Below are 26,772 nucleotides of genomic sequence, written 5' to 3' on the forward strand. Positions count from 1 at the left end.
TCCCAAATCAGCCGAAGACCTGTAGGAGCGAGGCTCGCCCGCGAAGGCGGCAGACCTGGCGACACATTCCCAAGCTTCATCGAGAACCCCATGCCTCAACCGCGTCCTTACAAAGTTGCACTCAACGGCTACGGCCGGATTGGTCGTTGCGTCTTGCGTGCGTTGTTCGAGCGAGGGGCGGCGGCCGGGTTTGAAATTGTTGCGATCAACGATCTGGCTGACATGGCCAGCATCGAGTACCTGACACGCTTCGACTCCACTCACGGGCGCTTTCCCGGTGAAGTGAAGGTCGATGGCGATTGTCTGCATATTAATGGCGACTGCGTGAAGGTCCTGCGCAGTGCCACCCCCGAAGGCATCGATTGGGCGTCGTTGGGCGTCGATCTGGTGCTGGAGTGCTCCGGCGCTTACCACACTCGCGAGGACGGCCAGCGCTTCCTCGACGCCGGCGCACCGCGCGTGCTGTTTTCCCAGCCGATGGCCAGCGAGGCGGATGTCGACGCCACCATCGTCTACGGCGTGAACCAGGATTGCCTGACGGGTGATGAGTTGCTGGTGTCCAACGCGTCCTGTACCACCAACTGCGGCGTGCCGCTGTTGCGCCTGCTGGATCAGGCCATTGGTCTGGAATACGTGTCGATCACTACCATTCACTCGGCGATGAACGATCAGCCAGTGATCGACGCCTATCATCACGAAGATTTGCGTCGCACCCGTTCGGCGTTTCAGTCGGTGATTCCGGTGTCCACTGGTCTGGCGCGTGGCATCGAACGGCTGCTGCCGGAACTTGCCGGGAGAATTCAGGCCAAAGCCGTGCGAGTGCCGACGGTTAACGTGTCTTGCCTCGACATTACGATGCAAACCGTGAGCGACACCGACGCCACTGAGGTCAACCGGATTTTGCGCGAGGCCGCCACCACTGGCCCGCTCAAAGGCCTTCTGGCCTACACCGAGTTGCCTCACGCCAGTTGTGATTTTAATCATGACCCACATTCGGCCATCGTCGATGCCAGTCAGACCCGAGTTTCCGGCCCACGGCTGGTGAACATTCTGGCCTGGTTCGACAACGAATGGGGTTTTGCCAACCGAATGCTGGACGTTGCAGAACACTATCTGCAAGCAGCGACATCAAAAAATCCGGCTCTCTAAAATAGCTATTCAGGAATTGCGACCCATGACCGTGTTGAAGATGACCGACCTCGATCTGCAAGGTAAGCGCGTACTGATCCGCGAAGACCTCAACGTCCCAGTCAAGGACGGTGTTGTCACCAGCGATGCGCGAATCCTGGCCTCGCTGCCGACCATCAAGCTGGCCCTGGAAAAAGGCGCGGCCGTGATGATCTGCTCGCACCTTGGCCGTCCGACCGAAGGCGAGTTCTCGGCCGAGAACAGCCTCAAGCCAGTCGCTGACTACCTGAGCAAGGCCCTGGGCCGCGAAGTGCCGCTGGTGGCCGATTACCTGGACGGCGTTGACGTGCAGGCCGGCGACATCGTGCTGTTCGAAAACGTGCGCTTCAACAAGGGCGAGAAAAAGAACGCTGACGAACTGGCCAAGCAATACGCCGCCCTGTGCGACGTGTTCGTGATGGACGCCTTTGGCACCGCTCACCGCGCCGAGGGTTCGACCCATGGCGTGGCCAAGTTCGCCAAAGTCGCGGCGGCTGGCCCGTTGCTGGCCGCCGAGCTGGACGCACTGGGCAAAGCCCTCGGTGCCCCGGCTCAACCGATGGCTGCCATCGTTGCCGGGTCCAAGGTTTCGACCAAACTCGACGTACTCAATAGCTTGAGCCAGATCTGCAACCAGCTGATCGTTGGCGGCGGCATTGCCAATACCTTCCTGGCCGCTGCCGGTCACCCGGTCGGCAAGTCCCTGTACGAGCCGGATCTGCTGGACACCGCGCGCGCCATCGCCGCCAAGGTCAGCGTGCCGCTGCCGGTCGATGTCGTCGTTGCCAAGGAGTTCGCTGAAAGCGCGACCGCTACTGTCAAGCTGATCGCTGATGTGGCCGCCGATGACATGATTCTGGACATCGGCCCACAGACCGCGGCGAATTTCGCCGAGCTGCTGAAGTCGTCCAAGACCATCCTGTGGAACGGCCCGGTCGGTGTGTTCGAATTCGACCAGTTCGGTAACGGCACCAAAGTCCTGGCCCAGGCCATCGCACAAAGCTCGGCGTTCTCCATCGCTGGCGGCGGCGACACCCTGGCAGCGATCGATAAATATGGCGTTGCCGATCAGATCTCCTACATTTCTACCGGCGGTGGCGCGTTCCTCGAATTCGTCGAAGGCAAGGTTCTGCCTGCCGTTGAAGTTCTGGAAAGCCGGGCCAAGGCCTGAGGCCGCCCATTTGACCAGGAAAAGGAGTGTTCACATGGTCAAAACCTTAGCGCTGTTGATTGTCGCGGGTACGCTGGCGGCTTGCGGGAGTAACCCGAAAGCCCCGAAGGTACCCGAGACGCCTGAACAGGACAAGGGCTGCTACCAGGCCGACTGGCAGGCCGAAACCAACCCGGTGATCAACAAGCGTTCCGGGCCTGATGGCCTGGACAAATACGAGACACAGACCCCGGCCAAGGAACATGGTTGCCCTTGACGGGTCTGACACTTTACTCAGGACTGACGGCGTGCGTCGTCAGTCGAGGAACATGGATGAAAGGTTTTATCGCCGTTACGGCGCTGGCTCTGCTGGCAGGTTGCGCCAATTTGAACCTGTTCAAGCCTGCTGAATCGACGGACAGCTGGACCACCTGGACCTGCGATAGTGAGGCCAAAGTGCTCTGGCGCTACAGCGACGAAAGCCGCAAGGAAGTCGACGTTCGCCTGGGCGGTGCCGATCAGGTCTACCGCTTGAAGCATGAGCCGGGCGCCGAAGGTTCGCTGTACAGCAACGACATGCTGGCGTTTCACATAAAAGGTGAGGAAGGCCTGGTGTACTGGGTCGCCACCAATGATTTGATCGGCCGCGGTTGTAAAGCCGAGTAATTGAAGGCTTGCGCCAAACCTGTAGGAGCGAAGCTTGCTCGCGAAGAGGTCATCACATTCAACACATGTGTTGTCAGTGAAACCGCTTTCGCGAGCAAGCTTCGCTCCTACAGGAGATCGACCGAATTGGCAGGCGGGCTGACCCCCGATCTGCAATAACTTGAATAGCCGCCGCCGCTACGGCAGGCTGGCACGATTAACGACCCTCAACCGGGAGATACACACACAATGGCACTTATCAGCATGCGCCAGATGCTGGACCACGCAGCCGAGTTCGGCTACGGCGTTCCAGCCTTCAACGTCAACAACCTTGAGCAGATGCGCGCCATCATGGAAGCCGCTGACAAGACTGACTCCCCGGTGATCGTCCAGGCTTCGGCCGGTGCTCGCAAATACGCCGGCGCACCGTTCCTGCGTCACCTGATCCTGGCGGCAATCGAAGAATTCCCGCACATCCCGGTGTGCATGCACCAGGACCACGGCACCAGCCCTGACGTCTGCCAGCGCTCCATTCAACTGGGCTTCAGCTCGGTGATGATGGACGGTTCCTTGGGCGAAGACGGCAAAACGCCGACCGACTACGACTACAACATCCGCGTTACCCAACAAACTGTTGCCCTGGCTCACGCCTGCGGTGTATCGGTAGAAGGCGAGCTGGGCTGCCTGGGTTCGCTGGAAACCGGCATGGCCGGTGAAGAAGACGGCATCGGCGCCGAAGGCGTTCTGGATCACAGCCAAATGCTGACCGACCCGGAAGAAGCCGCTGACTTCGTCAAACGCACCCAAGTCGACGCCCTGGCCATCGCCATCGGCACCAGCCATGGCGCGTACAAGTTCACCAAGCCGCCTACCGGCGACGTGCTGGCCATCGACCGCATCAAAGAGATCCACAAACGCATCCCGAACACCCACCTGGTGATGCACGGTTCGTCTTCGGTTCCGCAAGACTGGCTGGCGATCATCAACCAGTACGGCGGCGACATCAAAGAAACCTACGGCGTACCGGTTGAAGAAATCGTCGAAGGCATCAAACACGGCGTGCGTAAGGTCAACATCGACACCGACCTGCGCCTGGCCTCCACCGGTGCGATGCGTCGCCTGATGGCGACCAACCCGAGCGAGTTTGATCCGCGTAAGTTCTTTGGCGCTACTGTTACTGCGATGCGTGATGTGTGTATCGCTCGCTACGAAGCGTTCGGCACTGCCGGTAATGCTTCGAAGATCAAGCCGATCTCGTTGGAAGCGATGTATCAGCGTTATTTGAAGGGTGAGTTGAACGCTAAGGTTAACTAAGCCTTAGAATTTGACCAGTGTTGTGAAAAACCCGCCGAGAGGCGGGTTTTTTCTGGGCAGGGATTTTTGCGCGCAATAACTACCCAAAAGTCAGAGAAAATGGCGCTGCCGCTTGCTCAATGGCACTGACCACATGAGGCGCCTGTTCCCGATACTCAGGATAGCGTTCAAGTACTGCTTCAACCGAGGCAAGCAATTGCTGAATGCGCTCCTGGGGTCGCTCGATCTCACAGGTGTGCGCAAACTCCAGCAGTCCTTGCCGCGAGGCAAACATTGACTTGTTGCCCGCCAGATCCAAAGCCAAAACATCTTCCGGAATATAGGCCGTGGTGTTGACGATGTCGTAGGCCGGCGCCAGGCGTGCATCGCGTTGCGTAGGCTCGGAATAGAGCAATCCGAAGTTTTTCAAATGAGCGTCGCCATTCCCGACAATACAGCTCAGGGCAACGCTATCAAAGAGTTGATCAAGGGAGGTGCGTAAATGTTTAGTCGGGCAGAACACACGGATAGCCTTGGCGATTGCCGCATAGCTTTTGCTGTACTTCTGGTTAGCCGATAGCCCCATCAACACCGCCATGTCTTCAAATCCAATTGGGTTGAGCTGGTCGTCGCGATCAAAGCGACGCATGACAAACAGCTTGGCATTATCGGAAAGGTAAAACGGCGGAACGGGAATACCGGCCTCCTTCGCAATGGACATGCAAAGGAACTCGTTGATTGCCAGACCGGGAAATTCGTCTCGGCCACTTTTGATAATCAGGTCCGAGGTTTTCGATGTCACCCGTGGCAATCCGGTTTCCTGGCGTTCCGGAACCAACACTTTGGGTTGAACGCCGGAAATGCCGGCACGCAGGATGTAGCGATCAAGAATGTCGGCGAAGATATCTTCCGTACCGTCCCATGTCAGAATCTCTTCGAGTTTCTCCCCCGGAAATTGTTGCTCCTCCAGCAAGGCGTCAACCGTTTCAGACCGCACTTGCACCCTGCCGATGGGCGAAGTGCTGCCGGAAAGCGCCAGCAAAAGCATCGGATCGACATTCACGGTCTTGGCTAATCGATTTCGCAGTTGCTCCAATACATAGCCTTCCGGCAGGTTCATTTGAAAAACGGGGTGGAGTTCGCGCCGACGAAACTCGTCATGCCTTACTGGCATCGACAAGCTGATAGCCATTTCTGGCGATGCATCATCGTGATAACGGAAGGTGAAGTCTTCGGCATCGCTGAAAAGCCTGCCGCTACGCCCCTCAGGCGTGCTGACTTTGAGAGAGGTCATCTTCATTCGAATAAATCCCCAAGCTCTTCAAGGGTCGGCATAGCAGCTGGAACGACAGCAAGCTCACAGTCCAGAGCGCCAAGGACACGCGCATAGGCGATCATGCCGACAGACAGAGTACCTTTCTCTACTGCGATGACTTTGTATCGTGTCAGTCCCGCGAGGTCGGCAAGCTGTGCTTGCGTCAGACCGCGATTTATACGTTTTTCCCGTAATTGGTTGCCAAGACGGCTGATCAACAGAAAATAATCCATGTTCCGCTACCGTAACATTCATAGCTGAATGTAGCGTATGCACAACATTTTATCTACGTCGTATTTAAGTCCACGACTAGCGACGACACGGGGATCATAGACCGTCAAGAATCCACAAACGCATCCGAACGCCCACCTGGTGATGCACGGTTCTTAGTGAGTTCCACGAGAGTGGCTGGCGATCATCAACCCGTACGGCGGCGACATCAAAGAAACCTACGGCGTACCGGTTGAAGAAATCGTCGAAGGCATCAAGCACGGCGTGCGCAAAGTCAACTCGACACCGACCTGCGTTTGGCCTCCACCGGTGCGATGCGTCGCTGATGGCGACCAACCCAAGCGAGTTTGATCCGCGTAAGTTCTTCGGCGCGACTGTTACTGCGATGCGTGATGCCGAGAGGCGGGTTTTTTGTGGTCGGCGTTTTTTACGCGGTGCAGCTAATGCTCGGCGAATCAAATGTCACCTATAACGGACATTTTTTAAGGCTTGAGGCAGAAAAGTCCGATATGGGTGACATTTTAGCGGTTCGATTTCTCGTCAAACTCACGCTGCTCAATCACCCGAAACATATCGCTCACATCCTGAACCATGATCCCGAAGGAGAGGACAGATCTATTTATTCGATGAAGCTATTTCCAGTGTTAGTTCTTTTAAGTTATATCGGTTATCACAAATATGTATTAAAAACTGTCATTTATTACAGGTGATTTAATGCTGGTCGATGCCTATTGTTTGATGCGTAACTTGAGGAGGGTGGAGTGAGGCGGATTAAATAGATCTGTCCCGTTTGTATTTATGAATATCCATGCGCTACTTTGCGAGGTCTATTATGGGAACTCCCAATATTGACAAATCAGCCCTTGGTGATAATGCTTCCGAAGCACTACCAGTTGGAGGGGCTATAGCTAAAGGTGAAGAGGGTAAATATACGGTTAAATTGGCAGACGGCAGGGTGATGACCGTTAGTTATGTTGTAGATGGAGATGGCGGGTTCCGGCCGGAGATAAGTTTTTCGGACTGAAAATCTGTAAGGAGGGTCTGAAGTACCCACTGATTAAATCCCGGGCGATACCGTTAAGTCGGGTGGTGCGCGAGGGGCTGTGCCATAGAATATTCAAGTAGAAGAATAATGCGAAGACATTTGTTTGAATAGAATGGTAGCTCCGAACCCATTGGCTACGTTCATGAAGTGGGCAGTTTGGCTATAAATAAAAAACCCGCAGTAATGCGGGTTTTTATTACTTGATTACTACTATTTCTGCGTATCAAACCCACGCTGCTCAATCACCCCAAACACATCAGCAATATCCTGGACCATAATCCGAGCGATGTTGGTGACGGTGTTGATGTCGTTCTCGGCATAGTCCGGCAGGCTGGTGCAGGCCATCAGGTGCAGGTATTTGAGGACGGCGTTGAGGCGTTCGCTGACGCAGTTATGGAGTTCGCGTAGCGGGGCGTCGCTGTCGATGAGCAGGACGGGGTAGTCGGTGGCGAATTGGGACATGGGGGTGAAGCGGCGGGGCGGGTTATTCATTGGCATAAGTAAAACTCCTCGAGTCTAAAAGAAGAGCTACTTCCGTTCGCTACGAAACGAGTTGGGTGGTAGCTGTGTGCGGGTTCGCAGACCGAGGATACGAGGAACCCGGCAGACCCGAAGGTCTCCCACACACAGCCACCATAAAACGGACTACGAGCGCTGATGCGAACGTCGTTGCTTTTATGATGCTCGGTTACACGTATCTTAAGGGCTGCGAAACCCTATCGCCGACTGTTGCCGGCGACGGGGCGAACTATAAGCGGCGACTTTGGCGGCTGCAACCGGGGTGTAGGACCGCGCACTGTTGGCGAAGGGGCTTGTCGGAACGCCGCATCGCCCCGTTCGGCGACGCAGCCGTCGTAAAACCGGGCACTGCGGTGTGTCTGAGGAAATAGGGTGGCAGGGTTTGGGGCTGCTTCGCCGCCCAGCGGGAGCAAGCCCCCTCGCCACGGTGGGAGTGGTCCTACAAGTTTTGCGGACGCTAGGATTTTGTAGCAGCTGCCGAGCCTGCGAGGCTGCGTTCGATCGCGAAGCGGTCGCAATCTGGCAAACACAGGCTTCCTGAAAAAACGCAGTCGCCGGTTTTACGACTGCTTCGCAGCCGGACGCAGCCTCGCAGGCTCGGCAGCTGCTACAGGGATTGAGTCGCGCTTAAGGGTCTACCTATCGTGATCAATATCCAGCTTGCTGAACGTCACTTTCCCGCCTTCACTGGTGTACCCCGTGTGGTCCTGCACATAAACCCCGGCCTTGAAGTACAGCGGCTTGACGCTCCAGGTCTTGCTAATGTCGGTGTCCCATTGGTAACCCGCAGCGCTAATGCCCAATGCCCCCCTAGGGCTGAGGTGGATGAGGTAGGAAAACTCCCGATCCAGCTTCACACCAGTAGCAATGGTGATCACCCGTCCGTCACCGTCATCAGGGTGCATACGCACCTTGGCGACGATATTGCCGGTCTTTGTGTCGGTCTTGTACTGATACTCGAGCTTCACCAAAGGTTTCTGGCTTTGATAGGCATGGATCTGGCCTATGACGATCTTGCCCGAACTCGGAACCTGGTTCACCGCCAAGGTGGCACGCAGGGTATTGTCGGCGTCCGGGTAGAGCCAGTTGCGCAGGGTGCCGTTGCTGTAGGTTTCGCGAAGTTCGGTGCGGGGATACTTTGCATTTTCAGTTTTCGAGCCGGTGACCGGGGACCAGAAAAACAACGTGCCGGTGTCGGAGTGGAAGTATTTATCCTTGAAGCCGTCCACCAGTTTGCTTGTTTCAACGGTGTACGGCGGGTTGCCGACAGGAACGCTGAGGTTCCAGGTTGCGAGATCGATCATAGACAAAGCTTCCACAGATTTTACAGCACGGGCGTACCAGAAGCTCTGGCACGCGCCTCGGGGGGCAATCTTTATAATCGCAGAAGTTCAATTTGTTAATGAGTAAATGACAAACGGATGACGTCAAAATCCTGTTAAAAGGCCATCTCCCCTGGTTTTAGGGGCCTGTAGCGCCGACCGTTAGTCGGTAAATGAACTCTTTGGTTAAATGATGGCGCACTGACACCTTCTGCTTTCGCGGATCCCGGTCTAGAGTGAAGGCTTGGTATTTGTCCGGTTTTCACGAGAAACCGGCCTGACGTCCCGCATAAGAGAAGCAGCATGGAATGCGCGCAACCCCCGCCAGCTGAAGGCAGCTCAATCCTTTTAATCGTCGATGATTACCCTGAAAACCTGATCAGCATGCGAGCGTTGTTGCAGCGCCAGGATTGGCAGGTCATGACCGCCGCCTCGGGCTTTGAGGCGCTCAGTCTGTTACTCGAACACGATGTCGACCTGGTGCTGCTGGATGTGCAGATGCCGGGCATGGACGGTTTTGAAGTGGCACGCCTGATGCGTGGCAGTCAGCGAACCCGTCTTACACCGATTATTTTTCTTACCGCCAACGAACAGTCCCAGGACGCCGTGATCAAGGGCTATGCCAGCGGCGCGGTGGATTACCTGTTCAAACCGTTCGACCCGCAAATTCTCAAGCCCAAAGTCCAGGCGCTGCTCGAGCATCAGCGCAATCGCCGTGCGTTGCAGCGCCTGAGCCACGATCTGGAGGTCGCACGCGCGTTTAGTGCCTCGGTGCTGGACAACGCCGCCGAAGGCATCCTGGTGGTCGGTGAGGACGGTCTGATCCGCTTTGCCAATCCGGCGATGTCGCGACTGCTCAATGCCACGCTGCAAGACCTGCAAGGCAAAGAGTTCCTGGATTTCCTGCAAAAGCCGCACATCCCAATCTGGGCCGACTCCGAGCTGTTCGCCGGTTACAAACGAGGCGAAACCTTGCGTCTGCATGACGCACTGCTGCGTACCGCGCCCGGCCAGCAGGTGCCCGTGGCGCTGTCTTGCGCACCGTTGCCCAGCGAACAACATGCGATGGTGGTGACGGTGCTGGACATGTCGGTGGTGCGCCATCTGCATCAGCAACTAGAGTTCCAGGCGGTCACTGACCCATTGACCGGGCTGCTCAATCGCCGCGGTTTTTATCAGACGGCGGAAAACCTGCTGCTGCGTGGCGAACGCTCCGACAGCACCTGGGTGTTGCTGTACCTGGACCTCGACGGCTTCAAGCGGGTCAATGATTCCCTCGGCCACGATGCCGGCGACCGGGTGCTGCGTTGGGTGTCCGAGCAGTTGAAGGCCAGTCTGCGGCCCTTCGACATTCTCGCGCGCATGGGCGGTGATGAGTTCACTGCTTTGCTGGATCTGGAATTCCCCGAGCAAGCGGCGAAGATCGCAGAGAAACTCATTGAGCGGGTGTCGATCTGTCAGCAGATTGATGGTCTGGATATCGCGTTGGGCGCCAGCATCGGCATTGCGACGTACCCGGATTGCGGTGCCAATCTCGACGGCTTGCTGCGCGCATCCGACATCGCCATGTACGAAGCCAAGCGCGCCGGCCGTCAGCAATATCGTTTCTACGATCACGAGATGAACGGCCGCGCACGCTCGCGGCTGATGCTTGAAGAAAGTGTGCGCGCGGCGATCGAGAACCGTGATTTCAATTTGGTGTATCAACCTCAGGTGGCCATTGCCAGTGGGCAGATTCGCGGTTTCGAGGCGTTGCTGCGCTGGCAGCACCCGAGCGTAGGTGATGTACCGCCGGGGCTGTTTTTACCGGTGCTGGAGGAGGCGCGGCTGATCAGTCGCCTGGCCAGTTGGATCTATCAACAAGTGGCGAGCCAGCGAAAAGCCTGGGAAACTTTGTTTGCTGAGGATCTGGTGCTGGGCGTCAGTTTGAGCAGTACGCAGTTTGGCATGCCCAATCTGGTCACCGAGTTGCGCCAGGTACTGGAACGCCATGGTTTGCAGGCGCGTCATCTGGAAGTCGAGGTCACTGAAGAGGGCTTGATGCAAAACCCCGAGGAAACTCGCAAACAGTTGCGCCTGCTGCGTAACCTGGGGGTGCGAGTGGCCTTGGATGACTTCGGTTCCGGGCCGTGTTCGCTGTCTCATCTGCGTGATCTGGAGTTGGACACGCTCAAGCTCGATCGGCATTTGATCGCCCGGTTACCGGAGTCCTCACGCGATGCGGCGCTGGTGCGCAATGTGATCGACCTGTGCAAGCAGTACGGGATGCTGGTGATCGCCGAAGGGGTGGAAACCGTTGCGCAATATCAGTGGCTGCAAGCCAATGGTTGCGAGTACGTACAAGGGTTTCTGGTCACGCGGCCGAGGATGGCCGAGGACGTCGGCGACTTTGCGCAGCCGTTCGACTGGAGCACGCTGACCGGCTGAATTCGCTACACTGGCGACCTTTTCGTGACTTGTGTTGCCGCCCCAATGACCGCGTTGAAATACCTCCAGGCCTATCCCGCAGCGTTGCAGGATCAAGTGCGCCAGCTGATCGCCGAAGGTCAGCTGGGCGACTACCTGAGCCAGCGTTACCCGGAAAAACACCGGGTACAGAGCGACAAGGTGTTGTACACCTATACGCTGGACCTCAAGCAGGAATACCTGCGTAACGCCCCGGCCATCGACAAAGTGTTGTTCGACAACCGCCTGGACCTGACCCACCGCGCCCTCGGCCTGCACACCGCGATATCCCGGGTGCAGGGCGGCAAGCTCAAAGCCAAGAAAGAGATTCGTGTTGCTTCGTTATTCAAGGATGCGCCTGCCGAGTTTCTGAAAATGATCGTGGTGCATGAACTGGCGCACTTCAAGGAGTCGGATCACAACAAGGCGTTCTACAAACTGTGCGAACACATGTTGCCGGGGTATCACCAGGTGGAGTTCGATGTGCGGGTGTACCTGACGTGGCGAGATATGCAATAGAGATCAAAATAGCGCAGCCGGGAGTGTTTAGATGGATGTAAGCAAGACCAAGAGCAGCTTCTATCGCCGGTTGTACGTGGCGTACCTGATTGATAGCGGGCTGGCCAGCAGCGTTCCGGCGCTGATCGAGGTGACCGGCATGCCCCGGCGCACAGCCCAGGACACCCTCTTGGCGTTGGCGGATCTGGATATTGTTTGCGAGTTCGAGCAGGAAGAAGGCGCACGCAATCATGCCGGGCGCTATCGGATTCGCGAGTGGGGGGCGATTGATCGGGGGTGGATCGAGCGTAATTTGCGGCAGATTAAAGCGGTGCTTGAGTATCCCTGAATGACCGACCCCGATCGTTCCCACGCAGCGTGGGAACGATCATTGCGGACGGCGCATCCCGATATGCGGAATGTCATCCTCCAGAAATTCCTCACCCGCCACCACAAACCCGTACCGCCCGTAGTACCCCTGCAAATGCGCCTGGGCCGAGAGATAAATCGGCATTTCAGGCCAGTGCTTCTCAGCCTGCTTCAACGCCTGCTCCATCAGCTCATGCCCAAGCCCGACGCCGCGCGCTTGAGGGGCAATGATCACCCGCCCGATCACCACGTCACCGCCCTGTAACTCCGGGTCGAGCAATCGCAGGTACGCCACCAGCCGATCCCCGTCCCAAGCCATTAAATGGCAGGTGTCACCTTCCAGATCCTGGCCGTCGACGTCTTGATAAACGCATTTCTGCTCAACGACAAACACTTCTGCACGCAGCTGCAGAATGGCGTACAGCTGTTCTTTGCCTAGATCGCTGTGGTGTTTGCAGACCCAATCGATTGTCATTTTCACATTCCTTGAACAACGTTGTTCCGATACTAAGCGCCCAGACGAAAGATGTCTTTATGGCAGAGGAGTTTGTGACAAAGGCCAAAAAGCCATCATTCATTTCGCGTGGCGTTGTCTTCTTTGTGTAATCTGAGATGAAGCGCTGTGCAGTGGCTTCGATGAGCTAATGTTAGTTCTTGGGTTTGGCAGAGCAGGGAGCCTTGGAGTTTTAGCTGAAACATGTCGGGCGTCCCGCCCGTTAAGGATTTTCGAGCATGCTGCGATTGCATCGAGCCTTTGCTTTGATTGGGTTGCTGTTGCTGACTCAAGGCGCGGCAGCGGAAAAGCTGCGATTGGTGGCCGATGCCTGGCCACCCTTTACCGATGCCACGCTGGTCAACGGTGGGTTGGCCACGGATATCGTCAGCACTGCGCTGGCCCGGGCCGGTTATGCCAGTGATTTTGAACAAGTGCCTTGGGCGCGGGCGTTACTGGGGGTGGGCGAGGGTCGATACGACGTGTTGGTCAACGCCTGGTACACCGACGATCGTACGAAACTTGGCCAGTTTTCCGGCGAATACTTGCTCAATCGTGTGCGCTTTCTCAAGCGCAAAGACACACCGATCGAATACAACAACCTGCAACAACTGCATACCTACCCGATAGCGATGGTGCGCGGTTATGCCTATTCGCCAGAGTTTGATAGCGACGTGTCGCTGCAGAAAGTCCCGGTGCACAACTTCTCCATGGCTGTGCGCATGGTCGCCGCGGACCGGGTCAAACTGACGCTGGAGGACGAATACGTCGCGCGTTACTACCTGGCCCAGGAATCCTCCAAGGTGCGCAATGCCGTGGAGTTTTTGCCCAAGCCACTGAGCGAGAACAGCCTGCACATCCTGGTCAGCCTGAAGAACCCCAGGCATGAACAGATCGTCGCCGGATTCGACCGCGAGATCGCGGCGATGAAAGTGGATGGCAGTTATCAGCGGTTGATGAAGCAGCACGGAATGTAAGTGGCGGGCCCGATCTCAATCCTCACTCGTTTCCTTGATGAGGTGCGTTGCCAACGTCCGCAATGGCCCAAGCTGTCGGTAGATCAACGCCAACTGCGTCTGCACCAATCGTTGCCCTTCATCAATTTCGTCCGGCATCTGCTCAAGCGTATCGGCCAGTGCCTCTTCCTCATCGCTTTGAATCGCAATCGGTAGTTTGCTGGCCAGGCCTTGGGCAATTTCATCGATGCTGGCGGCCAGTTTCACGCCGGCACCGTCGATCAAATGCTCGTGTACATCCGGCGGTAGCTGGGTTTCCCGGTGTGCGCCCAGTCCGGATAAATAGCTCAGTAAGGTGTGCGACAGCACCAGGAAGCGAAAACCGACATCCGCTTCCTTACGGAAATGCCCAGGTTCCATCAGCATGTTGGCGAGCGTCGTCGACAGCGCGGCATCGGCGTTATGGGCATTGCGTCGGGCCAGGCGATAAGCCAGGTCATCGCTTTTGCCGGCGGCGTATTGCTGCATGATCTGACGTAGGTAAATGCTGTTGCAGGTCAGGGTGTTGGCCAGCACTTTATTCAGGCGTCGGCCCTGCCAGTCCGGCAGGAACAGGAATACCGCCAGCCCGGCGATCAGGCTGCCGAGCAAGGTATCGAACAGCCGCGGCAGGAACAGCCCGTAACCATCCCCGACCTGGTTGAAGCAGAACAGCACCATCAAGGTGATCGCGGCTGTGGCCAAGGTGTAGCGGGTGGTGCGATTGATAAAGAACACCACCCCGGCGGCGATCGCGAAGCACGACTGGACCAAGGGATTCGGAAACAGATCGAACAGCGCCCAGGCCACCGTCAGGCCAATGGCGGTGCCGATGATCCGCTGACCGAGTTTGCGGCGGGTGGCGCCGTAGTTCGGTTGGCAGACAAACAGCGTGGTGAGGATGATCCAGTAACCCTGGGACGGGTGGATCAAATGCACCATTGCGTAGCCGATGCTCAAGGCCAGGGGCAAACGCAGGGCGTGACGGAACAGTAACGAGGTCGGCGTCAACTGGGTGCGCAAGCGGATCCAGACATCCTTGAGGCTGCGTGGCGAACGGTCGAGCAGGCTGCTATCGGTGGCGTCGGCCAAAGCGTCGGGATTGCTGGCGTCGCTGAGCAAACGATCCAGTGTGCCAAGGTTGGCCGCCAGTGCGCGCAACGAGCGCAACAACCCGCGCCAGGCCGGGTTGCTCTGAATGCGCAGGTGTTCGAGGGAGGCGTGCAGATCGCTCAGGGTTTCGGCGAAGCTGGCGTCATAGATGAACGGCTGGCGCATCTGGATGGATTCGGCCAGCGCACGGCATGCCTTGCCTTGCTGACGCAGCAGGCGCTGACAGCGGAACATCACGTCGCTATGAAAGAAGGCATCGGCCAGGGCGTTGTAAGGGTAGTGCGAGGAGCTGGCGCGCTCGTGGATGTCCTGAGCGAGGAAGTAGAGCTTCAGGTATCGGCTGAGTTTCGAGCCCGGTCGACCGTCGCCCACCCGATGCAGGATGATCTCCTTGGCGGCGTTCAGTGCTGCCACGACACGACCGTTTTGCTGCGCCAGTTCCAGTCGCCGCGCTTCCACGTCCATCTGGCGAATCGGCTCGAACAGCGACGATTTCAGCTTCAGGTAATAACCCAGTTCGCGGAACAACCGCGCCAGGCTTTGCTGCACGGGCTGATTGGAAAACAGCGCCTGCCACAGCACCGAGAGCAAACCGTACCAGGCCGCGCCGGCCACCAGTAGCACCGGCTCGTGCCAGAAATCGATAACGGCGCCGCCGCGCTGATCCACGCCGATCATGGTGTAGACCGACAGAATCAACGTCGCCGAGGCAATCGCGCCATAGCGTTCGCCGAGGGCACCGAGCATGGTCAGGCCGAAGCTGGCCAGCGCCAGGGCGATGATAAAAATGATGGGGTAGGGGAAGAGCAGTTCGACGGAGAAGGCGGCGACGCTGAAACACACCAGCGTCACGGCCAGTGCGTTAAGGCGGCCCTGCCAACTGTCGTCGGTCTCGGCCAAGGCGCTGGCGATGATCCCGAGGAACAGCGGGATCAGCAGCCCCATTTCATCCTTATACCAACACAGCGCCATGCTGCCGGTCAGGGCGATGAACACCCGCACGCTGTAGCTGAATTTATCCAGCGCCCAGAGGCGACGCAGAGACTGATTAAACGGGGTCGATGGCATGAAGTGCGAAGGCCTTCCGAGGCAATGACGCTAAATTGAGCCAGTAATGACGTCGACGCAATGGCGCCGATCACATCTGACAGCAAAATCTGTTCCTTACTTTCTATGTTGCCTGTGAGGCCGCCTTCGCGGGCAAGCCTCGCTCCTACAGGTTCCGGTCATACGCAATATCGCGTACGACACATAACTGTAGGAGCGAGGCTTGCCCGCGAAGAACGATAACGCGGTCGATCAGACGAACTGCGCGGCGGCGTAACCCGAGGCCCAGGCCCACTGGAAGTTGAAGCCGCCCAGGTGTCCGGTGACGTCGAGTACTTCACCAATGAAATACAGGCCGGGGCTTTTCAGCGATTCCATGGTCTTGGACGAGACTTCCCGCGTATCGACGCCGCCCAGCGTCACTTCGGCGGTGCGGTAGCCTTCGGTGCCGGCGGGCACGACTTTCCAGCTCGCCAGTTTTTCGGCGATGTCGGCAATTTCCGCGTGGGTGTACTGCTTCATCGGTTTGGACACGAACCAGTTGTCCGCCAGCAGGTTGGCCATTTTCTTGGTGAAGATTTCCCCCAGCAGGGTTTTCAGCTCGCTGTTCGGGCGTTCGGCTTGTTGCTGTTGTAGCCAGGTCGGTACGTCGTGATCCGGCAGCAGGTTGATCTCTACCGTATCGCCGGACTCCCAGAACGACGAGATCTGCAAAATCGCCGGACCACTGAGGCCGCGATGAGTGAACAGGATGTTCTCGCGGAAACTCTGGTCATTGCAGCTCACCAGGCAATCCACCGATGTACCGGACAGCTCGGTGCAAAGCTCCTTGAGCTGATCGGTGATGGTGAACGGCACCAGCCCTGCGCGGGTCGGCAGCAAGTCGTGGCCGAACTGCCTGGCCACTTGATAACCGAAACCGGTCGCACCCAGCGTCGGAATCGACAAGCCGCCCGTGGCGATCACTAACGATTCGCAGGTGATCTGGTCAAGGGTGGTTTGCAGCAGGTAGCCGCTTTCCATTTTTTCGATGTGCTGGATCGAGGTGTCCAGGTGCAGGCTGACGCCGACCTGATCGCACTCGTTGAGCAGCATCTCGAGGATGTCGCTGGATTTGTTATCGCAGAACAACTGGCCGAGTTTTTTCTCGTGGTAGGGCACGCCGTGTTTGGCGACCATGCCGATGAAATCCCACTGGGTGTACCGCGCCAGCGCGGATTTACAGAAGTGCTCGTTCTGCGAGAGGAAATTGTTCGGTTCGGCGTACATGTTGGTGAAATTGCAGCGGCCACCGCCCGACATCAGGATTTTCTTGCCGGCCTTGTTCGCATGGTCGAGCAACATCACCTTGCGCCCGCGCCCGGCGGCGGTCAGCGCACACATCAAACCTGCGGCGCCAGCGCCTATGATCACGACTTCGGTAGAGCGCAAAACGGTGTCCTCACACAATGATCGTTCCCACGCTCTGCGTGGGAATGCCGCCATGGACGCTCTGCGTCCGCCGTTATGTGACGCAGAGCGTCACGGGATGCATTCCCACGCAGAGCGTGGGAACGATCAGTGTCAGAGGATACGAACGCGCAACGAACGGCCTTTGATCTTGCCGTCGTTCAGGCGCTGCAAGGCTTGCTTGGCGATCCCGCGTTCAACAGCCACATACGCCTGGAAGTCGAAAATCGCGATCTTGCCCACCTGAGCGCCTGGAATACCGGCATCACCGGTCAGTGCGCCGAGAATGTCACCCGGACGCACCTTGTCTTTACGGCCCGCGCCGATGACCAGCGTGCTCATCACCGGCAGCAGCGGTGCGCCGCCCTGGGACTTGAGGTTGTCCAGCTGATCCCAGCTCAACGGCGACTTCTGCAGTTGCTCGATGGCCTGGGCGCGGTGCGCTTCGGACGGTGCGACCAGGCTGATCGCAATGCCTTTCTCACCGGCGCGGCCCGTACGGCCAACACGGTGGATGTGGATTTCCGAATCACGGGCCAGCTCGACGTTGATCACCATGTCCAGCGCATCGATGTCCAGTCCGCGCGCGGCGACGTCGGTAGCAACCAGCACCGAAGTGCTGCGGTTGGCGAACATGGCCAGCACCTGGTCACGGTCACGCTGTTCCAGATCGCCGTGCAGGCCGACGGCGGAAATGCCTTTGGAGGTCAGGTGATCGACGGTTTCCTGAACCTGCTGCTTGGTGAAGCAGAACGCGACGCAGGAGGCCGGACGGTGATGCGCGAGGACTTTGACCACGGCGTCCATGCGCTCTTCCGGGGAGATTTCGTAGAAACGCTGCTCGATCTGCGTATCGTCGTGGAACGCCTCGGCCTTCACGATCTGAGGGGTGCGCATGAATTTCGACGCCAGTTGCTTGATGCCCACCGGATACGTGGCGGAGAACAGCAAGGTCTGGCGACGCTCCGGGGTCTGGGCAATGATTTCTTCGATGGAGTCGTAGAAACCCATGTCGAGCATGCGGTCGGCTTCGTCGAGGATCAGCGTGTTCAGGCCATGCAGCACCAGCGAACCTTTGCGCAAATGCTGCTGGATGCGGCCCGGGGTGCCGACGATGATGTGCGCGCCGTGCTCCAGGGAACCGATCTGGGGGCCGAACGACACGCCGCCGCACAGGGTCAGGACCTTGATGTTGTCTTCGGCGCGGGCCAGGCGACGGATTTCCTTGGCGACCTGGTCGGCCAGCTCACGCGTCGGGCAAATGACCAGCGCCTGGCAACCGAAGAAGCGCGGATTGATCGGGTTCAACAGGCCGATACCGAAGGCGGCGGTCTTGCCGCTGCCGGTCTTGGCCTGGGCGATCAGGTCCATCCCCTTGAGGATCACCGGCAAGCTTTGCGCCTGGATCGGCGTCATCTGGGCATAACCGAGGGAGTCGAGGTTAGCCAGCATGGCGGCGGACAGCGGCAAAGTATTAAAAGCGGTGGCGATGGTGGTCACGGGACTGGCCTGCAAAACAAAATGTCGCGCAGTGTATCAGTCCCGCGGCCATTCGCCCTAAGGCTCTATGTGCTCTTCCGGACGTTTGACGCGCCGTCCGTCTTCCTTTGAGAGCTGGGAGAAGATCGTCGCGGCCAGCATCGCCATGATTCCGACCGTCACAAACGTCAATTGGAACGCGCCCAAAACCGTGTCCACGCCATCGTTTCCGACTTCGGCAGTGAAACCACCGAGTAGCGCACCGGCGCAGGCAACGCCGAGGCTCAGGGACAATTGTGCGACCACCGACAGCAGGCTGTTGCCGCTGCTGGCGCTGGCATCGTCGAGGTCGATCAGGGTCACGGTGTTCATCGCGGTGAACTGTAAGGAGTTGATCGCCCCCAGTATCGATAGCATCACCAACAGCAGCCAGTACGGTGTTTGCTCGCTGACCAGCCCCATGCTTGCCAGCATCAGCCCCAGCGCCAACGTGTTGCCCGTGAGCACGACGCGATAGCCCAAACGTTCGATCAGCGGCCGCGCCACCGACTTGGCGACCATCGCTGCGGCCGCCAGCGGCAGCATGCTCATCCCGGCCTGGGACGGTGAATAACCCAGCGCCACTTGCAGCAGCAACGGCACGAGAAACGGCAGGGCGCCGCTGCCCAGTCGGGCGAACAGGTTGCCGAGGATGCCCACTGCAAACGTCCGGGTCTTGAACAGAGACGGCGCGAACAGCGGATTGTCGATCTGCCCGGCCCGCAACCAGTACGCCGCCAGACACGCCATGCCGCCGAACAGCAGCAACATCACGCGCAAGTGCGGCAGGTGCAGTTCGCCGAGCCCTTCCATGGCGATGGTGATCAGCACCATTGCGGCACCAAACAACAGAAAGCCCAGGCTGTCGAAACGGGTGCGTTCGCTGCCACGCAGATCGGGGATGAATTTCCACACCGCGTAACACCCGAGGGCGCCCACCGGCAGGTTGATCAGGAAGATCCAGTGCCAGGTCAGGTATTCCACCATCCAGCCGCCCATGGTCGGGCCGATCAACGGGCCGAGCAATCCGGGAATGGTGATGAAGCCCATGATCCGCACCAAATCCGAGCGCGGGTAGGCGCGTAGCACCACCAATCTCCCGACCGGCAGCATCAGCGCACCGCCCAGGCCCTGGATCACCCGCGCGCCAATCAGCATGCTCAGGGTGCTCGACAATGCGCAGAGCAACGAGCCGAGGCTGAATAGCAGAATCGCGCCGAAAAAGATTTTCTTGGTGCCGAAACGGTCGGCGATCCAGCCTGAGGCAGGGATCAGCAAGGCGACGGTGAGCATGTAGGCGATGATCACGCCCTGCATGCGCAACGGGTCTTCGGCCAGGTCGCGGGCCATGGCGGGCAGGGCGGTGTTGAGAATGGTGCCGTCGAGGGATTGCATGAAGAAAGCGATGGCGACAACCCACGGAACCCAGCGGGCGGTGACAGCGTCGAGAGGCGGGCGGTTGGGCATGGGACCTCATTTGATTTAAACGACGACGATGATCGTTCCCACGCTCCGCGTGGGAATGCAGCCCGGGACGCTCCGCGTCCCTGCCGAAGCGGACGCGGAGCGTCCATTGATGCATTCCCACGCGGAGCGTGGGAACGATCGGTGTCAGAGGGTCAAGGTCAACCGGTTGATCAACGCGCCCGGCAACAACGCCGAGGCCGTGGCGCGCTGGCTGTAGGTGCTCGCCGACAACATCAACTCACGTTCCTCGGTCAACGCTTCGAGCTGCGAACCCAGCAAGTTATAAGCGCTGTCATCAAACCGCATGGTACTCACCGGCGCCTGAATCTCGCCGTTCTCGACCCAGAAGGTCGCAAACCGCGTCATGCCGGTCAGGCGTGCCGCCGGCTGATCCGAGTAGTTCAGGTACCACAAGTTGCTGATGTACAAGCCAGTGCCCAATTGCTTGAGAATCTCTGCGTCAGGCAACGTACCGGCCGCCATGTTCACTGCGCTCGGCATTTCACCACCACTGGCGCCGTTGGCGGTCAGACCGTACTCGGCCGCACTGCGCGAACTGACCATCTGCGCGCCGGCCTTGCCGTTGACGATCAACCCAAGATCGCTGCGCGGATAACCTTCGCCGGAGAATGCCGGGCTCAACGAACCGCTGACCTTTTCATCGATGGACACCAACGGGCTGAACGAACTGTCGCCCGCGTAAAGCTTCTGCAGCGGACTGTTTTTGCTGGCAATCGACTGTGCTGAAAAACCACCCCAGCCCAGCATGTCCATGATTTCCCCCAGGGCTGCCGGCGCCAGGTAGGCGCGGTATTGACCCGGCGCCAGGGTGTGTTGCGGTCTGCCGAGAAACGCCAACTGCTCGCGCGCCAGCGCAAAGCGCCTGGTAAACCCTTCGCTGCTCCACTCGTGCCCGGCGTAGCTGGCTTTCACCGCCTGGCCGTTGTCATGAAACAGGCTGAAGTCGAAATTGAAGCTATTGGCCTGGTGCCAACCGAACGCACCCGAAGAACTGGCGAAACCGCGGCTGATCGGGCCGGCAGCATAGAAACCCACCAGGTCCAGCCCTTCGGCGGCCTGGGTGATTTCGGCAACCACTTGCTCGGTGTCAGGCAGTGGATGTTCCTGCACGTTCTTGCTCTGCCAACCATTGTGGTTGAGCAGCAGGTACGGATCCTGCGGCAGCAGCGGCAAGGTTTCGCGTAACTGTTGCAGCCCTTCAGCCAGACGCAGAACATCGACTTCGGCATCACCGGAAAGGGTGATGTTCAGGTCGGCGTGGCGACCCTCGTTGATCAGTTTGAAACCGACGCTCGCCTGCTGCACCTGCCCGGCCTGACGGACCTTGGCGTGGTTGAAGCGCACGAAGGCCGACGACTCGGACGCGTAGCTGAGGGTGAATTGCTCCGGCTCGCGAATCGCGTCGCGCAGCCAGTTGACCAAAGCCTTGAACGACTCGGCCTGATTGTTTGAAGTACTCATCAGGCATCTCCCCCAAACACATCCACATTGCTGAACACACAGGCCGGCGACGCATGGCCGACGCGGATCACCTGATTCGGTTCGCCCTTGCCGCAATTCGGCGTGCCCAACACCTTCAAGGTACTAGCGTCGCCGACGGCGCTGAGGCTTTTCCAAAACTGCGCGGAAATTGCCCGGTAGTTCGGGTTTTTCACCACGCCTTTGAGTTCGCCGTTTTCGATCAACTGAGCCCATTCGCAGCCGAACTGGAATTTGTTGCGCGCATCGTCGATAGACCACGAGCGGTTGGTCGACATCATGATGCCGTGCTCGATGTTGCCGATAAGTTGCTCCAGCGGTTGATCGCCGGGCTCGATGTTCAGGTTGGCCATGCGGTCGATTGGCGGGCGGTTCCAGCCGCAGGCGCGGCTGTTGGCGACGCCGTCCATGCCGGCACGGAATTGCGACAGCGCACCGCCCAGGGGACGCAGCAGCAAACCTTCTTTGATCAGGAATTGCTTGCTGGCGGCCGTGCCGTCGTCGTCATGGCCGTAACTGGCGAGTTGCTCGGGGATGTCCGGGTCGAAGGTCACGTTGAGCAGTTTGGAGCCGTATTGCAGGCGGCCGAAGTCTTCTGCCTTGACGAAACTGGTGCCGGCGTAATTGCGTTCATCGCCCAGGATGCGGTCCAGCTCCAACGGGTGGCCGATGGATTCGTGGATCTGCAACATCATTTGGTCCGGCATCAACAGCAGGTCGCGCGGGCCTTGCGGGGTGTTCGGTGCCAGCAGCAATTGCAGCGCCTGATCGGCGATTTTCGGGCCGGCACCGACCAGGCCGCAGCGGCTGATCACATCAAAACCGCCCTGTTGGCCAAAGTTCTCGCGGCCGAGGGTGCGGGTCTGGCTGTCGCTACCGTCGTAGGCGGTGACTTCCAGGCTTGGGTAGACGAAACGCTGGGCCTGACGCAGTTCGGCGCCGGCGCTGTTGAGATAGATCTGCTCGACGTGGGTGATGCCGATGCTCACCTGCCAGTTCACCAGTCGCTCGTCCTTGGGCACGGCGGCGGATTCGGCACCGAGCAGTTGGTAGCAATCGCTCAGGGACGGGAAGGGCTGGTCCAGGTTCGGTGAAAAGTAGTCGGCGCGGTCGCTGGAGACGGCTTGCTCGCGCAGGTCGAGCAAGGCGTGGGGCTTGAGTCGACGGGCTTGTTGCTCGGCACGTTCCAGGGCGGCTTGCAGGCCTGATTGGGACAGGTCGTTGGTCGCGGCGTAGGCTTCGACGCCGTTGACTCGAACGGTCAGCATCGCGCCTTCGTCACGGCTCAGGCTCGGAGGTTCGGCGACATTCTTGCGCACCGACAGGTATTGACCGGACTCGCGCACATAACGCAGCGAAAAGAATTCAGCGCCCGTGCGCAAGGCAGCGAAGCGCTGCTTGAGCTGGGGGTGGAAATCGAACATTCGGGAACCTCCTTGGTATGGAGTGGCGGTGTATCGATGTTGCGAGGGGGTGAAACGTTTGCGTGGCGCTAGATTAGGCCTGTGCGGGGGGTAGGATCAAGGGCGGAGCGGTGTAGGAAAGGATTACCAGGGTGTATCAGGAGGTTGTGTGTTGGTTGGGAGGACCCCTTCGCGGGCAAACCTCGCTCCTACAAGGAAACACGATCCCATGTAGGAGCGAGGCTTGCCCGCGAAGGGCGCACCTCGGTATTACGTCTTACTGAGCCGTAGGGCTCACATCCCGCAGCGGCTTGCCACGCACCGGTGCATCACCGGCCACGAAGTAGGCGGCCTTGCTGCGCGGCAAAGGCTTGCGACCACGGATCTTGTCGGCGATTTTCTCGGCGATCATGATCGTTGGCGCGTTCAGGTTGCCGGTGGTGATGATCGGCATGATCGAGGCGTCGACCACGCGCAGGGCTTGCATGCCATGCACACGACCTTCGGCATCAACCACCGCCATTTCGTCGGTGCCCATCTTGCACGAGCAAGACGGGTGGAACGCGGTTTCGGCGTGTTCGCGGATGAACTTGTCCAGCTGCTCATCGGTTTGCACGTCGATGCCCGGGCTGATCTCGCGGCCACGGAAAGCGTCCAGTGCAGGCTGTTGCATGATTTCACGGGTCAGGCGGATGCCATCACGGAATTCCTGCCAGTCCTGCTCGGTGGCCATGTAGTTGAACAGGATGCTCGGGTACTCGCGCGGATTCTTGGACTTGGCCTGAATGCGACCACGGCTCGGCGAACGCATGGAACCCATGTGCGCCTGGAAACCGTGCTCTTTCACACCGTTGCTGCCGTTGTAGTTAATCGCGACTGGCAGGAAGTGGTACTGAATGTTCGGCCAATCGAATTCTTCGCGAGTACGGATGAAACCGCCGGCTTCAAACTGGTTGCTGGCGCCGATGCCGGTGCCATTGAACAGCCACTCGGCACCGATGGCCGGCTGGTTATACCAAAGCAGCGACGGGTACAGCGAGACCGGTTGGGTGCACGCGTATTGCAGGTACAACTCGAGGTGATCCTGCAGGTTTTCGCCGACCCCTGGCAGGTCGTGAACCACCGGGATATCGAGCTTGTTCAGCAGTTCGGCAGGGCCGACGCCGGAACGTTGCAGAATCTGCGGCGAAGCGATGGCGCCGGAGCACAGCAGCACTTCTTTGCGGGCGCGGGCTTCAACGCGCTCTTCAGCGGAGCCGATCAAGTAACGCACGCCGACTGCACGCTTGCCTTCGAACAGAATCTTGTCGGTCAGGGCGTGGGTGACGATGGTCAGGGTCGAGCGCTTCTTGGCGATGTCCAGGTAACCGCGAGCGGTGCTGGCGCGACGGCCGTTCGGCGTCACGGTGCGGTCCATCGGGCCGAAACCTTCCTGCTGATAACCGTTGAGGTCTTCGGTACGCGGATAACCGGCTTGCACGCCGGCTTCAACCATCGCGTGGAACAGCGGGTTGTTGCCGGCTTTCGGCGTGGTCACGCTGACCGGACCGTCGCCACCGTGGTAGTCGTTCGCGCCGATGTCCCGAGTTTCAGCCTTGCGGAAGTACGGCAGGCAGTTCAGGTAGTCCCAGTCTTCCAGACCTGGCAGTTTCGACCAGTTGTCGTAGTCCATCGCGTTGCCGCGGATGTAGCACATGCCGTTGATCAGCGAAGAACCACCCAGGCCCTTGCCGCGACCGCATTCCATCCGGCGACCGTCCATGTGTGGCTCTGGATCGGTTTCGTACCCCCAGTTGTAGCGACGGCCTTGCAGCGGGAACGCCAGGGCGGCCGGCATTTGCGTGCGGAAGTCCAAACGGTAGTCCGGGCCGCCTGCTTCGAGCAGCAGGACGGTGACGCCTTCGTCTTCAGTCAGACGGGTCGCCAGGGTGTTACCGGCCGAGCCGGCACCGATGATGATGTAATCGAATTCTTGGGACATTGAAATGCACCCTCTTTGAAGTTGGTTCAGGTCGCGGTCGCCGATTCACCACTTAATTGTGGCGAGGGAGCTTGTCGGATCGCCGCATCGTCCCGCTCGGCTGCGCAGCAGTCGCAAATCAGCGACCGTGTTCTGTCTGAATGAGCGCGGAGCCTGAAGTTGGGGCCGCTTCGCAGACCAGCGGGAGCAAGCTCCCTCGCCACAAAAGGCCCCAGCCTCAGGTTCCGCGTCAGATCAGAAAACCGAGGCGTAATCGCCCAGTTCGACCTGTACCGATTTGATGCGTGTGAAGTTGTTCAGCGAGCTGATGCCATTCTCACGGCCCACGCCCGACTGCTTGTAGCCGCCGACCGGCATCTTGGCGTCGGACTCGCCCCAGGCGTTGATCCAGCAGATACCGGCTTCCAGTTGATGAATCACGCGGTGAGCGCGGTTCAGGTCTTTGGTGACGATGCCAGCCGCCAGGCCGAAGTCGGTGTCGTTGGCACGACGGATCACTTCTTCTTCGGTGTCGTAGGTCAGGATGCTCATCACCGGGCCGAAGATTTCTTCGCGAACGATGGTCATCTCGTCGGTGCAGTCGGTGAACACGGTCGGTGCCACGAATGCGCCTTTGGCGAAGTCGCCGTCGGTCAGGCGAGTACCGCCGCACAGGACGCGAGCGCCTTCTTCCTTACCTTTGGCGATGTAACCCAACACGCTTTCCATGTGGGCGAAGCTGACCAGCGGGCCGAAGTTGGTGTTTTCGTCTTCCGGGTTGCCGATACGGATGCGCGCAACGCGCTCAGCGATCTTGGCTTCGAAAGCGGCTTTCAGATGAGTCGGTACGAACACGCGAGTGCCGTTGGTGCAGACCTGGCCGGAGCTGTAGAAGTTGGCCATCATCGCGGTGTCGGCGGCGCGATCGAGGTCGGCGTCGTCGAAAATGATCAGCGGGGATTTGCCGCCCAGTTCCATGGTCACGTCCTTCAGCGACGAAGCGGAAGCGCTGGCCATGACTTTCTTGCCAGTGTCGGTGCCGCCAGTGAAGGAGATTTTTTCGATGCGTGGGTGCTCGGTCAACCAGGTGCCGACTTCACGGCCGCTGCCGGTCAGCACGTTGAACACGCCAGCCGGAACGCCGGCTTCGGTGTAGATCTCGGCCAGTTTCAGGGTCGTCAGGGACGTGACTTCGCTTGGCTTGAAGATCATCGCGTTACCGGCCGCAAGGGCTGGTGCGGATTTCCACAGGGCGATCTGGATCGGGTAGTTCCACGCGCCGATACCGGCCACAACACCCAGCGGCTCACGTCGGGTGTAAACGAAAGACGTGGTGCGCAGCGGGATTTGCTCGCCTTCGATGGCGGGTACCAGACCTGCGTAGTACTCCAGCACGTCGGCGCCGGTAACGATGTCGACGTAACGGGTTTCAGAGTACGATTTGCCGGTGTCCAGGGTTTCCAGGGCGGCCAGTTCATCGTTGCGCTCGCGCAGGATGTCCACGGCACGACGCAGGATGCGCGAACGCTCCATGGCGGTCATCGCGGCCCAGATTTTCTGGCCCTTTTCGGCGCTGACCACAGCGCGCTCAACGTCGTCCTTGGTCGCACGCTGTACGGTTGCGAGGACTTCACCGTTAGCCGGGTTGATGGCTTCGAAGGTGGCGTCGCCGCTGGCGTCGGAGTAACCGCCATCGATGTAGAGTTTTTGCAGTTCGAAACGGGCCATAGTGTCCTCGCAAGTGCATAAGTGGTTGGCGTAGGCCACTGGGGTGATGCCATAAGGTTGTGGCAACACCGATCAGCAGCAGTTCAGGAGTTGAGCGTTT

23 protein-coding genes and 1 pseudogene are annotated in these 26,772 nt (G+C 58.9%); 11 read left to right on the forward strand and 13 right to left on the reverse strand.

All coding sequences use genetic code 11. The features are described from left to right. Positions 1-90: 90 nt before the first annotated feature. The 5 genes from epd to fba all read left to right on the forward strand — a co-directional run bounded on the left by epd (position 91) and on the right by fba (position 4,276). A complete protein-coding gene (epd, locus tag ACYZT0_RS27720; protein WP_462043870.1) occupies positions 91-1,149 on the forward strand; it encodes an erythrose-4-phosphate dehydrogenase in 1,059 nt (352 codons plus the stop codon). A gap of 25 nt (positions 1,150-1,174) precedes the next feature. Continuing rightward, positions 1,175-2,338, forward strand: a complete 1,164-nt coding sequence (locus ACYZT0_RS27725; protein ID WP_462043871.1) for a phosphoglycerate kinase — start codon at positions 1,175-1,177, stop codon at positions 2,336-2,338. A gap of 34 nt (positions 2,339-2,372) precedes the next feature. Next, complete coding sequence (locus ACYZT0_RS27730) at positions 2,373-2,594, forward strand: hypothetical protein (protein WP_462043872.1); 222 nt, start codon at positions 2,373-2,375, stop codon at positions 2,592-2,594. Positions 2,595-2,650: 56 nt separating this feature from the next. Next, the gene (locus ACYZT0_RS27735) at positions 2,651-2,983 is read left to right on the forward strand and encodes an MliC family protein (RefSeq protein WP_462043873.1); all 333 of its coding nucleotides are present in this window, start codon (positions 2,651-2,653) and stop codon (positions 2,981-2,983) included. Positions 2,984-3,211: 228 nt separating this feature from the next. Continuing rightward, positions 3,212-4,276, forward strand: a complete 1,065-nt coding sequence (gene fba, locus ACYZT0_RS27740) for a class II fructose-bisphosphate aldolase (protein WP_046045276.1) — start codon at positions 3,212-3,214, stop codon at positions 4,274-4,276. Positions 4,277-4,355: 79 nt separating this feature from the next. Here fba and ACYZT0_RS27745 read toward each other — a convergent pair whose 3' ends face one another. Together ACYZT0_RS27745 and ACYZT0_RS27750 are read right to left on the reverse strand one after the other, a co-directional pair. Continuing rightward, a complete protein-coding gene (locus ACYZT0_RS27745; RefSeq protein ID WP_462043874.1) occupies positions 4,356-5,555 on the reverse strand; it encodes a type II toxin-antitoxin system HipA family toxin in 1,200 nt (399 codons plus the stop codon). Further along, positions 5,552-5,803 (reverse strand): helix-turn-helix domain-containing protein, encoded by a 252-nt coding sequence (locus ACYZT0_RS27750; RefSeq protein WP_449645621.1) that lies wholly within the window; start codon positions 5,801-5,803, stop codon positions 5,552-5,554. The genes ACYZT0_RS27745 and ACYZT0_RS27750 overlap by 4 nt, the downstream gene beginning before the upstream one ends. 98 nt (positions 5,804-5,901) lie before the next feature. On the opposite strand from ACYZT0_RS27750, the pseudogene ACYZT0_RS27755 reads away from it, so the two are divergent. After that, positions 5,902-6,273 (forward strand): annotated as a pseudogene (locus tag ACYZT0_RS27755) (class II fructose-bisphosphate aldolase); the annotation flags it as partial. Between the two features lie 336 nt (positions 6,274-6,609). After that, on the forward strand, positions 6,610-6,825 hold the full coding sequence (locus tag ACYZT0_RS27760; protein WP_462043875.1) for a chitin-binding domain-containing protein: 216 nt from the start codon (positions 6,610-6,612) through the stop codon (positions 6,823-6,825). Positions 6,826-7,056: 231 nt separating this feature from the next. Here ACYZT0_RS27760 and ACYZT0_RS27765 read toward each other — a convergent pair whose 3' ends face one another. Next, the gene (locus ACYZT0_RS27765; RefSeq protein WP_462043876.1) at positions 7,057-7,344 is read right to left on the reverse strand and encodes a fructose-bisphosphate aldolase; all 288 of its coding nucleotides are present in this window, start codon (positions 7,342-7,344) and stop codon (positions 7,057-7,059) included. Positions 7,345-8,000: 656 nt separating this feature from the next. Continuing rightward, positions 8,001-8,669, reverse strand: a complete 669-nt coding sequence (locus tag ACYZT0_RS27770) for a polysaccharide lyase family 7 protein (protein ID WP_462043877.1) — start codon at positions 8,667-8,669, stop codon at positions 8,001-8,003. A 321-nt stretch (positions 8,670-8,990) separates the two neighbouring features. Here ACYZT0_RS27770 and ACYZT0_RS27775 point away from each other — a divergent pair, with 321 nt between their 5' ends. The 3 genes from ACYZT0_RS27775 to ACYZT0_RS27785 are packed head-to-tail and all read left to right on the forward strand — an operon-like array spanning position 8,991 to position 11,979. Next, a complete protein-coding gene (locus ACYZT0_RS27775) occupies positions 8,991-11,114 on the forward strand; it encodes a putative bifunctional diguanylate cyclase/phosphodiesterase (protein WP_462043878.1) in 2,124 nt (707 codons plus the stop codon). Positions 11,115-11,159: 45 nt separating this feature from the next. Further along, positions 11,160-11,651 carry a M48 metallopeptidase family protein gene (locus ACYZT0_RS27780; RefSeq protein WP_462043879.1) on the forward strand — a complete coding sequence of 164 codons (492 nt, stop codon included), beginning with the start codon at positions 11,160-11,162 and terminating at the stop codon, positions 11,649-11,651. Between the two features lie 31 nt (positions 11,652-11,682). After that, the gene (locus tag ACYZT0_RS27785; RefSeq protein WP_462043880.1) at positions 11,683-11,979 is read left to right on the forward strand and encodes a winged helix-turn-helix domain-containing protein; all 297 of its coding nucleotides are present in this window, start codon (positions 11,683-11,685) and stop codon (positions 11,977-11,979) included. A 39-nt stretch (positions 11,980-12,018) separates the two neighbouring features. Here the strand turns inward: ACYZT0_RS27785 and ACYZT0_RS27790 are convergent, their stop codons facing one another. Beyond that, positions 12,019-12,474 carry a GNAT family N-acetyltransferase gene (locus tag ACYZT0_RS27790; RefSeq protein ID WP_462043881.1) on the reverse strand — a complete coding sequence of 152 codons (456 nt, stop codon included), beginning with the start codon at positions 12,472-12,474 and terminating at the stop codon, positions 12,019-12,021. A gap of 257 nt (positions 12,475-12,731) precedes the next feature. Here ACYZT0_RS27790 and ACYZT0_RS27795 point away from each other — a divergent pair, with 257 nt between their 5' ends. After that, a complete protein-coding gene (locus ACYZT0_RS27795; protein ID WP_462043882.1) occupies positions 12,732-13,469 on the forward strand; it encodes a substrate-binding periplasmic protein in 738 nt (245 codons plus the stop codon). Between the two features lie 15 nt (positions 13,470-13,484). On the opposite strand, the gene yccS is transcribed toward ACYZT0_RS27795, so the two are convergent. The 8 genes from yccS to betB form a co-directional block, all read right to left on the reverse strand. Beyond that, positions 13,485-15,668, reverse strand: a complete 2,184-nt coding sequence (gene yccS / locus ACYZT0_RS27800; protein WP_462043883.1) for a YccS family putative transporter — start codon at positions 15,666-15,668, stop codon at positions 13,485-13,487. Positions 15,669-15,899: 231 nt separating this feature from the next. Next, on the reverse strand, positions 15,900-17,078 hold the full coding sequence (locus ACYZT0_RS27805; protein ID WP_462043884.1) for a BaiN/RdsA family NAD(P)/FAD-dependent oxidoreductase: 1,179 nt from the start codon (positions 17,076-17,078) through the stop codon (positions 15,900-15,902). A gap of 132 nt (positions 17,079-17,210) precedes the next feature. Then, on the reverse strand, positions 17,211-18,548 hold the full coding sequence (gene dbpA / locus ACYZT0_RS27810; RefSeq protein WP_462046647.1) for an ATP-dependent RNA helicase DbpA: 1,338 nt from the start codon (positions 18,546-18,548) through the stop codon (positions 17,211-17,213). A gap of 105 nt (positions 18,549-18,653) precedes the next feature. Further along, entirely contained in the window at positions 18,654-20,081 is a 1,428-nt protein-coding gene (gene mdtD, locus ACYZT0_RS27815; protein ID WP_462043885.1) for a multidrug transporter subunit MdtD, read from the reverse strand. Between the two features lie 144 nt (positions 20,082-20,225). Then, positions 20,226-21,563 (reverse strand): TldD/PmbA family protein, encoded by a 1,338-nt coding sequence (locus ACYZT0_RS27820; protein WP_462043886.1) that lies wholly within the window; start codon positions 21,561-21,563, stop codon positions 20,226-20,228. After that, entirely contained in the window at positions 21,563-23,005 is a 1,443-nt protein-coding gene (locus ACYZT0_RS27825; protein ID WP_462043887.1) for a TldD/PmbA family protein, read from the reverse strand. Before ACYZT0_RS27825 ends, ACYZT0_RS27820 begins: the two co-directional genes overlap by 1 nt. Before the next feature lie 256 nt (positions 23,006-23,261). Beyond that, positions 23,262-24,965: a choline dehydrogenase gene (gene betA / locus ACYZT0_RS27830; RefSeq protein ID WP_462043888.1), complete on the reverse strand. Its 1,704-nt coding sequence runs from the start codon at positions 24,963-24,965 to the stop codon at positions 23,262-23,264. 234 nt (positions 24,966-25,199) lie between these two features. Continuing rightward, positions 25,200-26,672, reverse strand: coding sequence for a betaine-aldehyde dehydrogenase (gene betB, locus ACYZT0_RS27835; protein WP_462043889.1), 1,473 nt, complete (start codon positions 26,670-26,672; stop codon positions 25,200-25,202). Positions 26,673-26,772: the final 100 nt, after the last annotated feature.

The organism is Pseudomonas sp. ZS1P83 (assembly GCF_054897825.1).

Excerpts from the sequence above, each read along its gene's own strand:
- epd (WP_462043870.1), top strand. The coding sequence starts at position 91 with ATGCCTCAACCGCGTCCTTACAAAGTTGCACTCAACGGCTACGGCCGG.
- ACYZT0_RS27725 (WP_462043871.1), top strand. The coding sequence starts at position 1,175 with ATGACCGTGTTGAAGATGACCGACCTCGATCTGCAAGGTAAGCGCGTA.
- ACYZT0_RS27730 (WP_462043872.1), top strand. The coding sequence starts at position 2,373 with ATGGTCAAAACCTTAGCGCTGTTGATTGTCGCGGGTACGCTGGCGGCT.
- ACYZT0_RS27735 (WP_462043873.1), top strand. The coding sequence starts at position 2,651 with ATGAAAGGTTTTATCGCCGTTACGGCGCTGGCTCTGCTGGCAGGTTGC.
- fba (WP_046045276.1), top strand. The coding sequence starts at position 3,212 with ATGGCACTTATCAGCATGCGCCAGATGCTGGACCACGCAGCCGAGTTC.
- ACYZT0_RS27745 (WP_462043874.1), bottom strand. The coding sequence starts at position 5,555 with ATGAAGATGACCTCTCTCAAAGTCAGCACGCCTGAGGGGCGTAGCGGC.
- ACYZT0_RS27750 (WP_449645621.1), bottom strand. The coding sequence starts at position 5,803 with ATGGATTATTTTCTGTTGATCAGCCGTCTTGGCAACCAATTACGGGAA.
- ACYZT0_RS27760 (WP_462043875.1), top strand. The coding sequence starts at position 6,610 with ATGCGCTACTTTGCGAGGTCTATTATGGGAACTCCCAATATTGACAAA.
- ACYZT0_RS27765 (WP_462043876.1), bottom strand. The coding sequence starts at position 7,344 with ATGCCAATGAATAACCCGCCCCGCCGCTTCACCCCCATGTCCCAATTC.
- ACYZT0_RS27770 (WP_462043877.1), bottom strand. The coding sequence starts at position 8,669 with ATGATCGATCTCGCAACCTGGAACCTCAGCGTTCCTGTCGGCAACCCG.
- ACYZT0_RS27775 (WP_462043878.1), top strand. The coding sequence starts at position 8,991 with ATGGAATGCGCGCAACCCCCGCCAGCTGAAGGCAGCTCAATCCTTTTA.
- ACYZT0_RS27780 (WP_462043879.1), top strand. The coding sequence starts at position 11,160 with ATGACCGCGTTGAAATACCTCCAGGCCTATCCCGCAGCGTTGCAGGAT.
- ACYZT0_RS27785 (WP_462043880.1), top strand. The coding sequence starts at position 11,683 with ATGGATGTAAGCAAGACCAAGAGCAGCTTCTATCGCCGGTTGTACGTG.
- ACYZT0_RS27790 (WP_462043881.1), bottom strand. The coding sequence starts at position 12,474 with ATGACAATCGATTGGGTCTGCAAACACCACAGCGATCTAGGCAAAGAA.
- ACYZT0_RS27795 (WP_462043882.1), top strand. The coding sequence starts at position 12,732 with ATGCTGCGATTGCATCGAGCCTTTGCTTTGATTGGGTTGCTGTTGCTG.
- yccS (WP_462043883.1), bottom strand. The coding sequence starts at position 15,668 with ATGCCATCGACCCCGTTTAATCAGTCTCTGCGTCGCCTCTGGGCGCTG.
- dbpA (WP_462046647.1), bottom strand. The coding sequence starts at position 18,548 with ATGCTGGCTAACCTCGACTCCCTCGGTTATGCCCAGATGACGCCGATC.
- mdtD (WP_462043885.1), bottom strand. The coding sequence starts at position 20,081 with ATGCCCAACCGCCCGCCTCTCGACGCTGTCACCGCCCGCTGGGTTCCG.
- ACYZT0_RS27820 (WP_462043886.1), bottom strand. The coding sequence starts at position 21,563 with ATGAGTACTTCAAACAATCAGGCCGAGTCGTTCAAGGCTTTGGTCAAC.
- ACYZT0_RS27825 (WP_462043887.1), bottom strand. The coding sequence starts at position 23,005 with ATGTTCGATTTCCACCCCCAGCTCAAGCAGCGCTTCGCTGCCTTGCGC.
- betA (WP_462043888.1), bottom strand. The coding sequence starts at position 24,965 with ATGTCCCAAGAATTCGATTACATCATCATCGGTGCCGGCTCGGCCGGT.
- betB (WP_462043889.1), bottom strand. The coding sequence starts at position 26,672 with ATGGCCCGTTTCGAACTGCAAAAACTCTACATCGATGGCGGTTACTCC.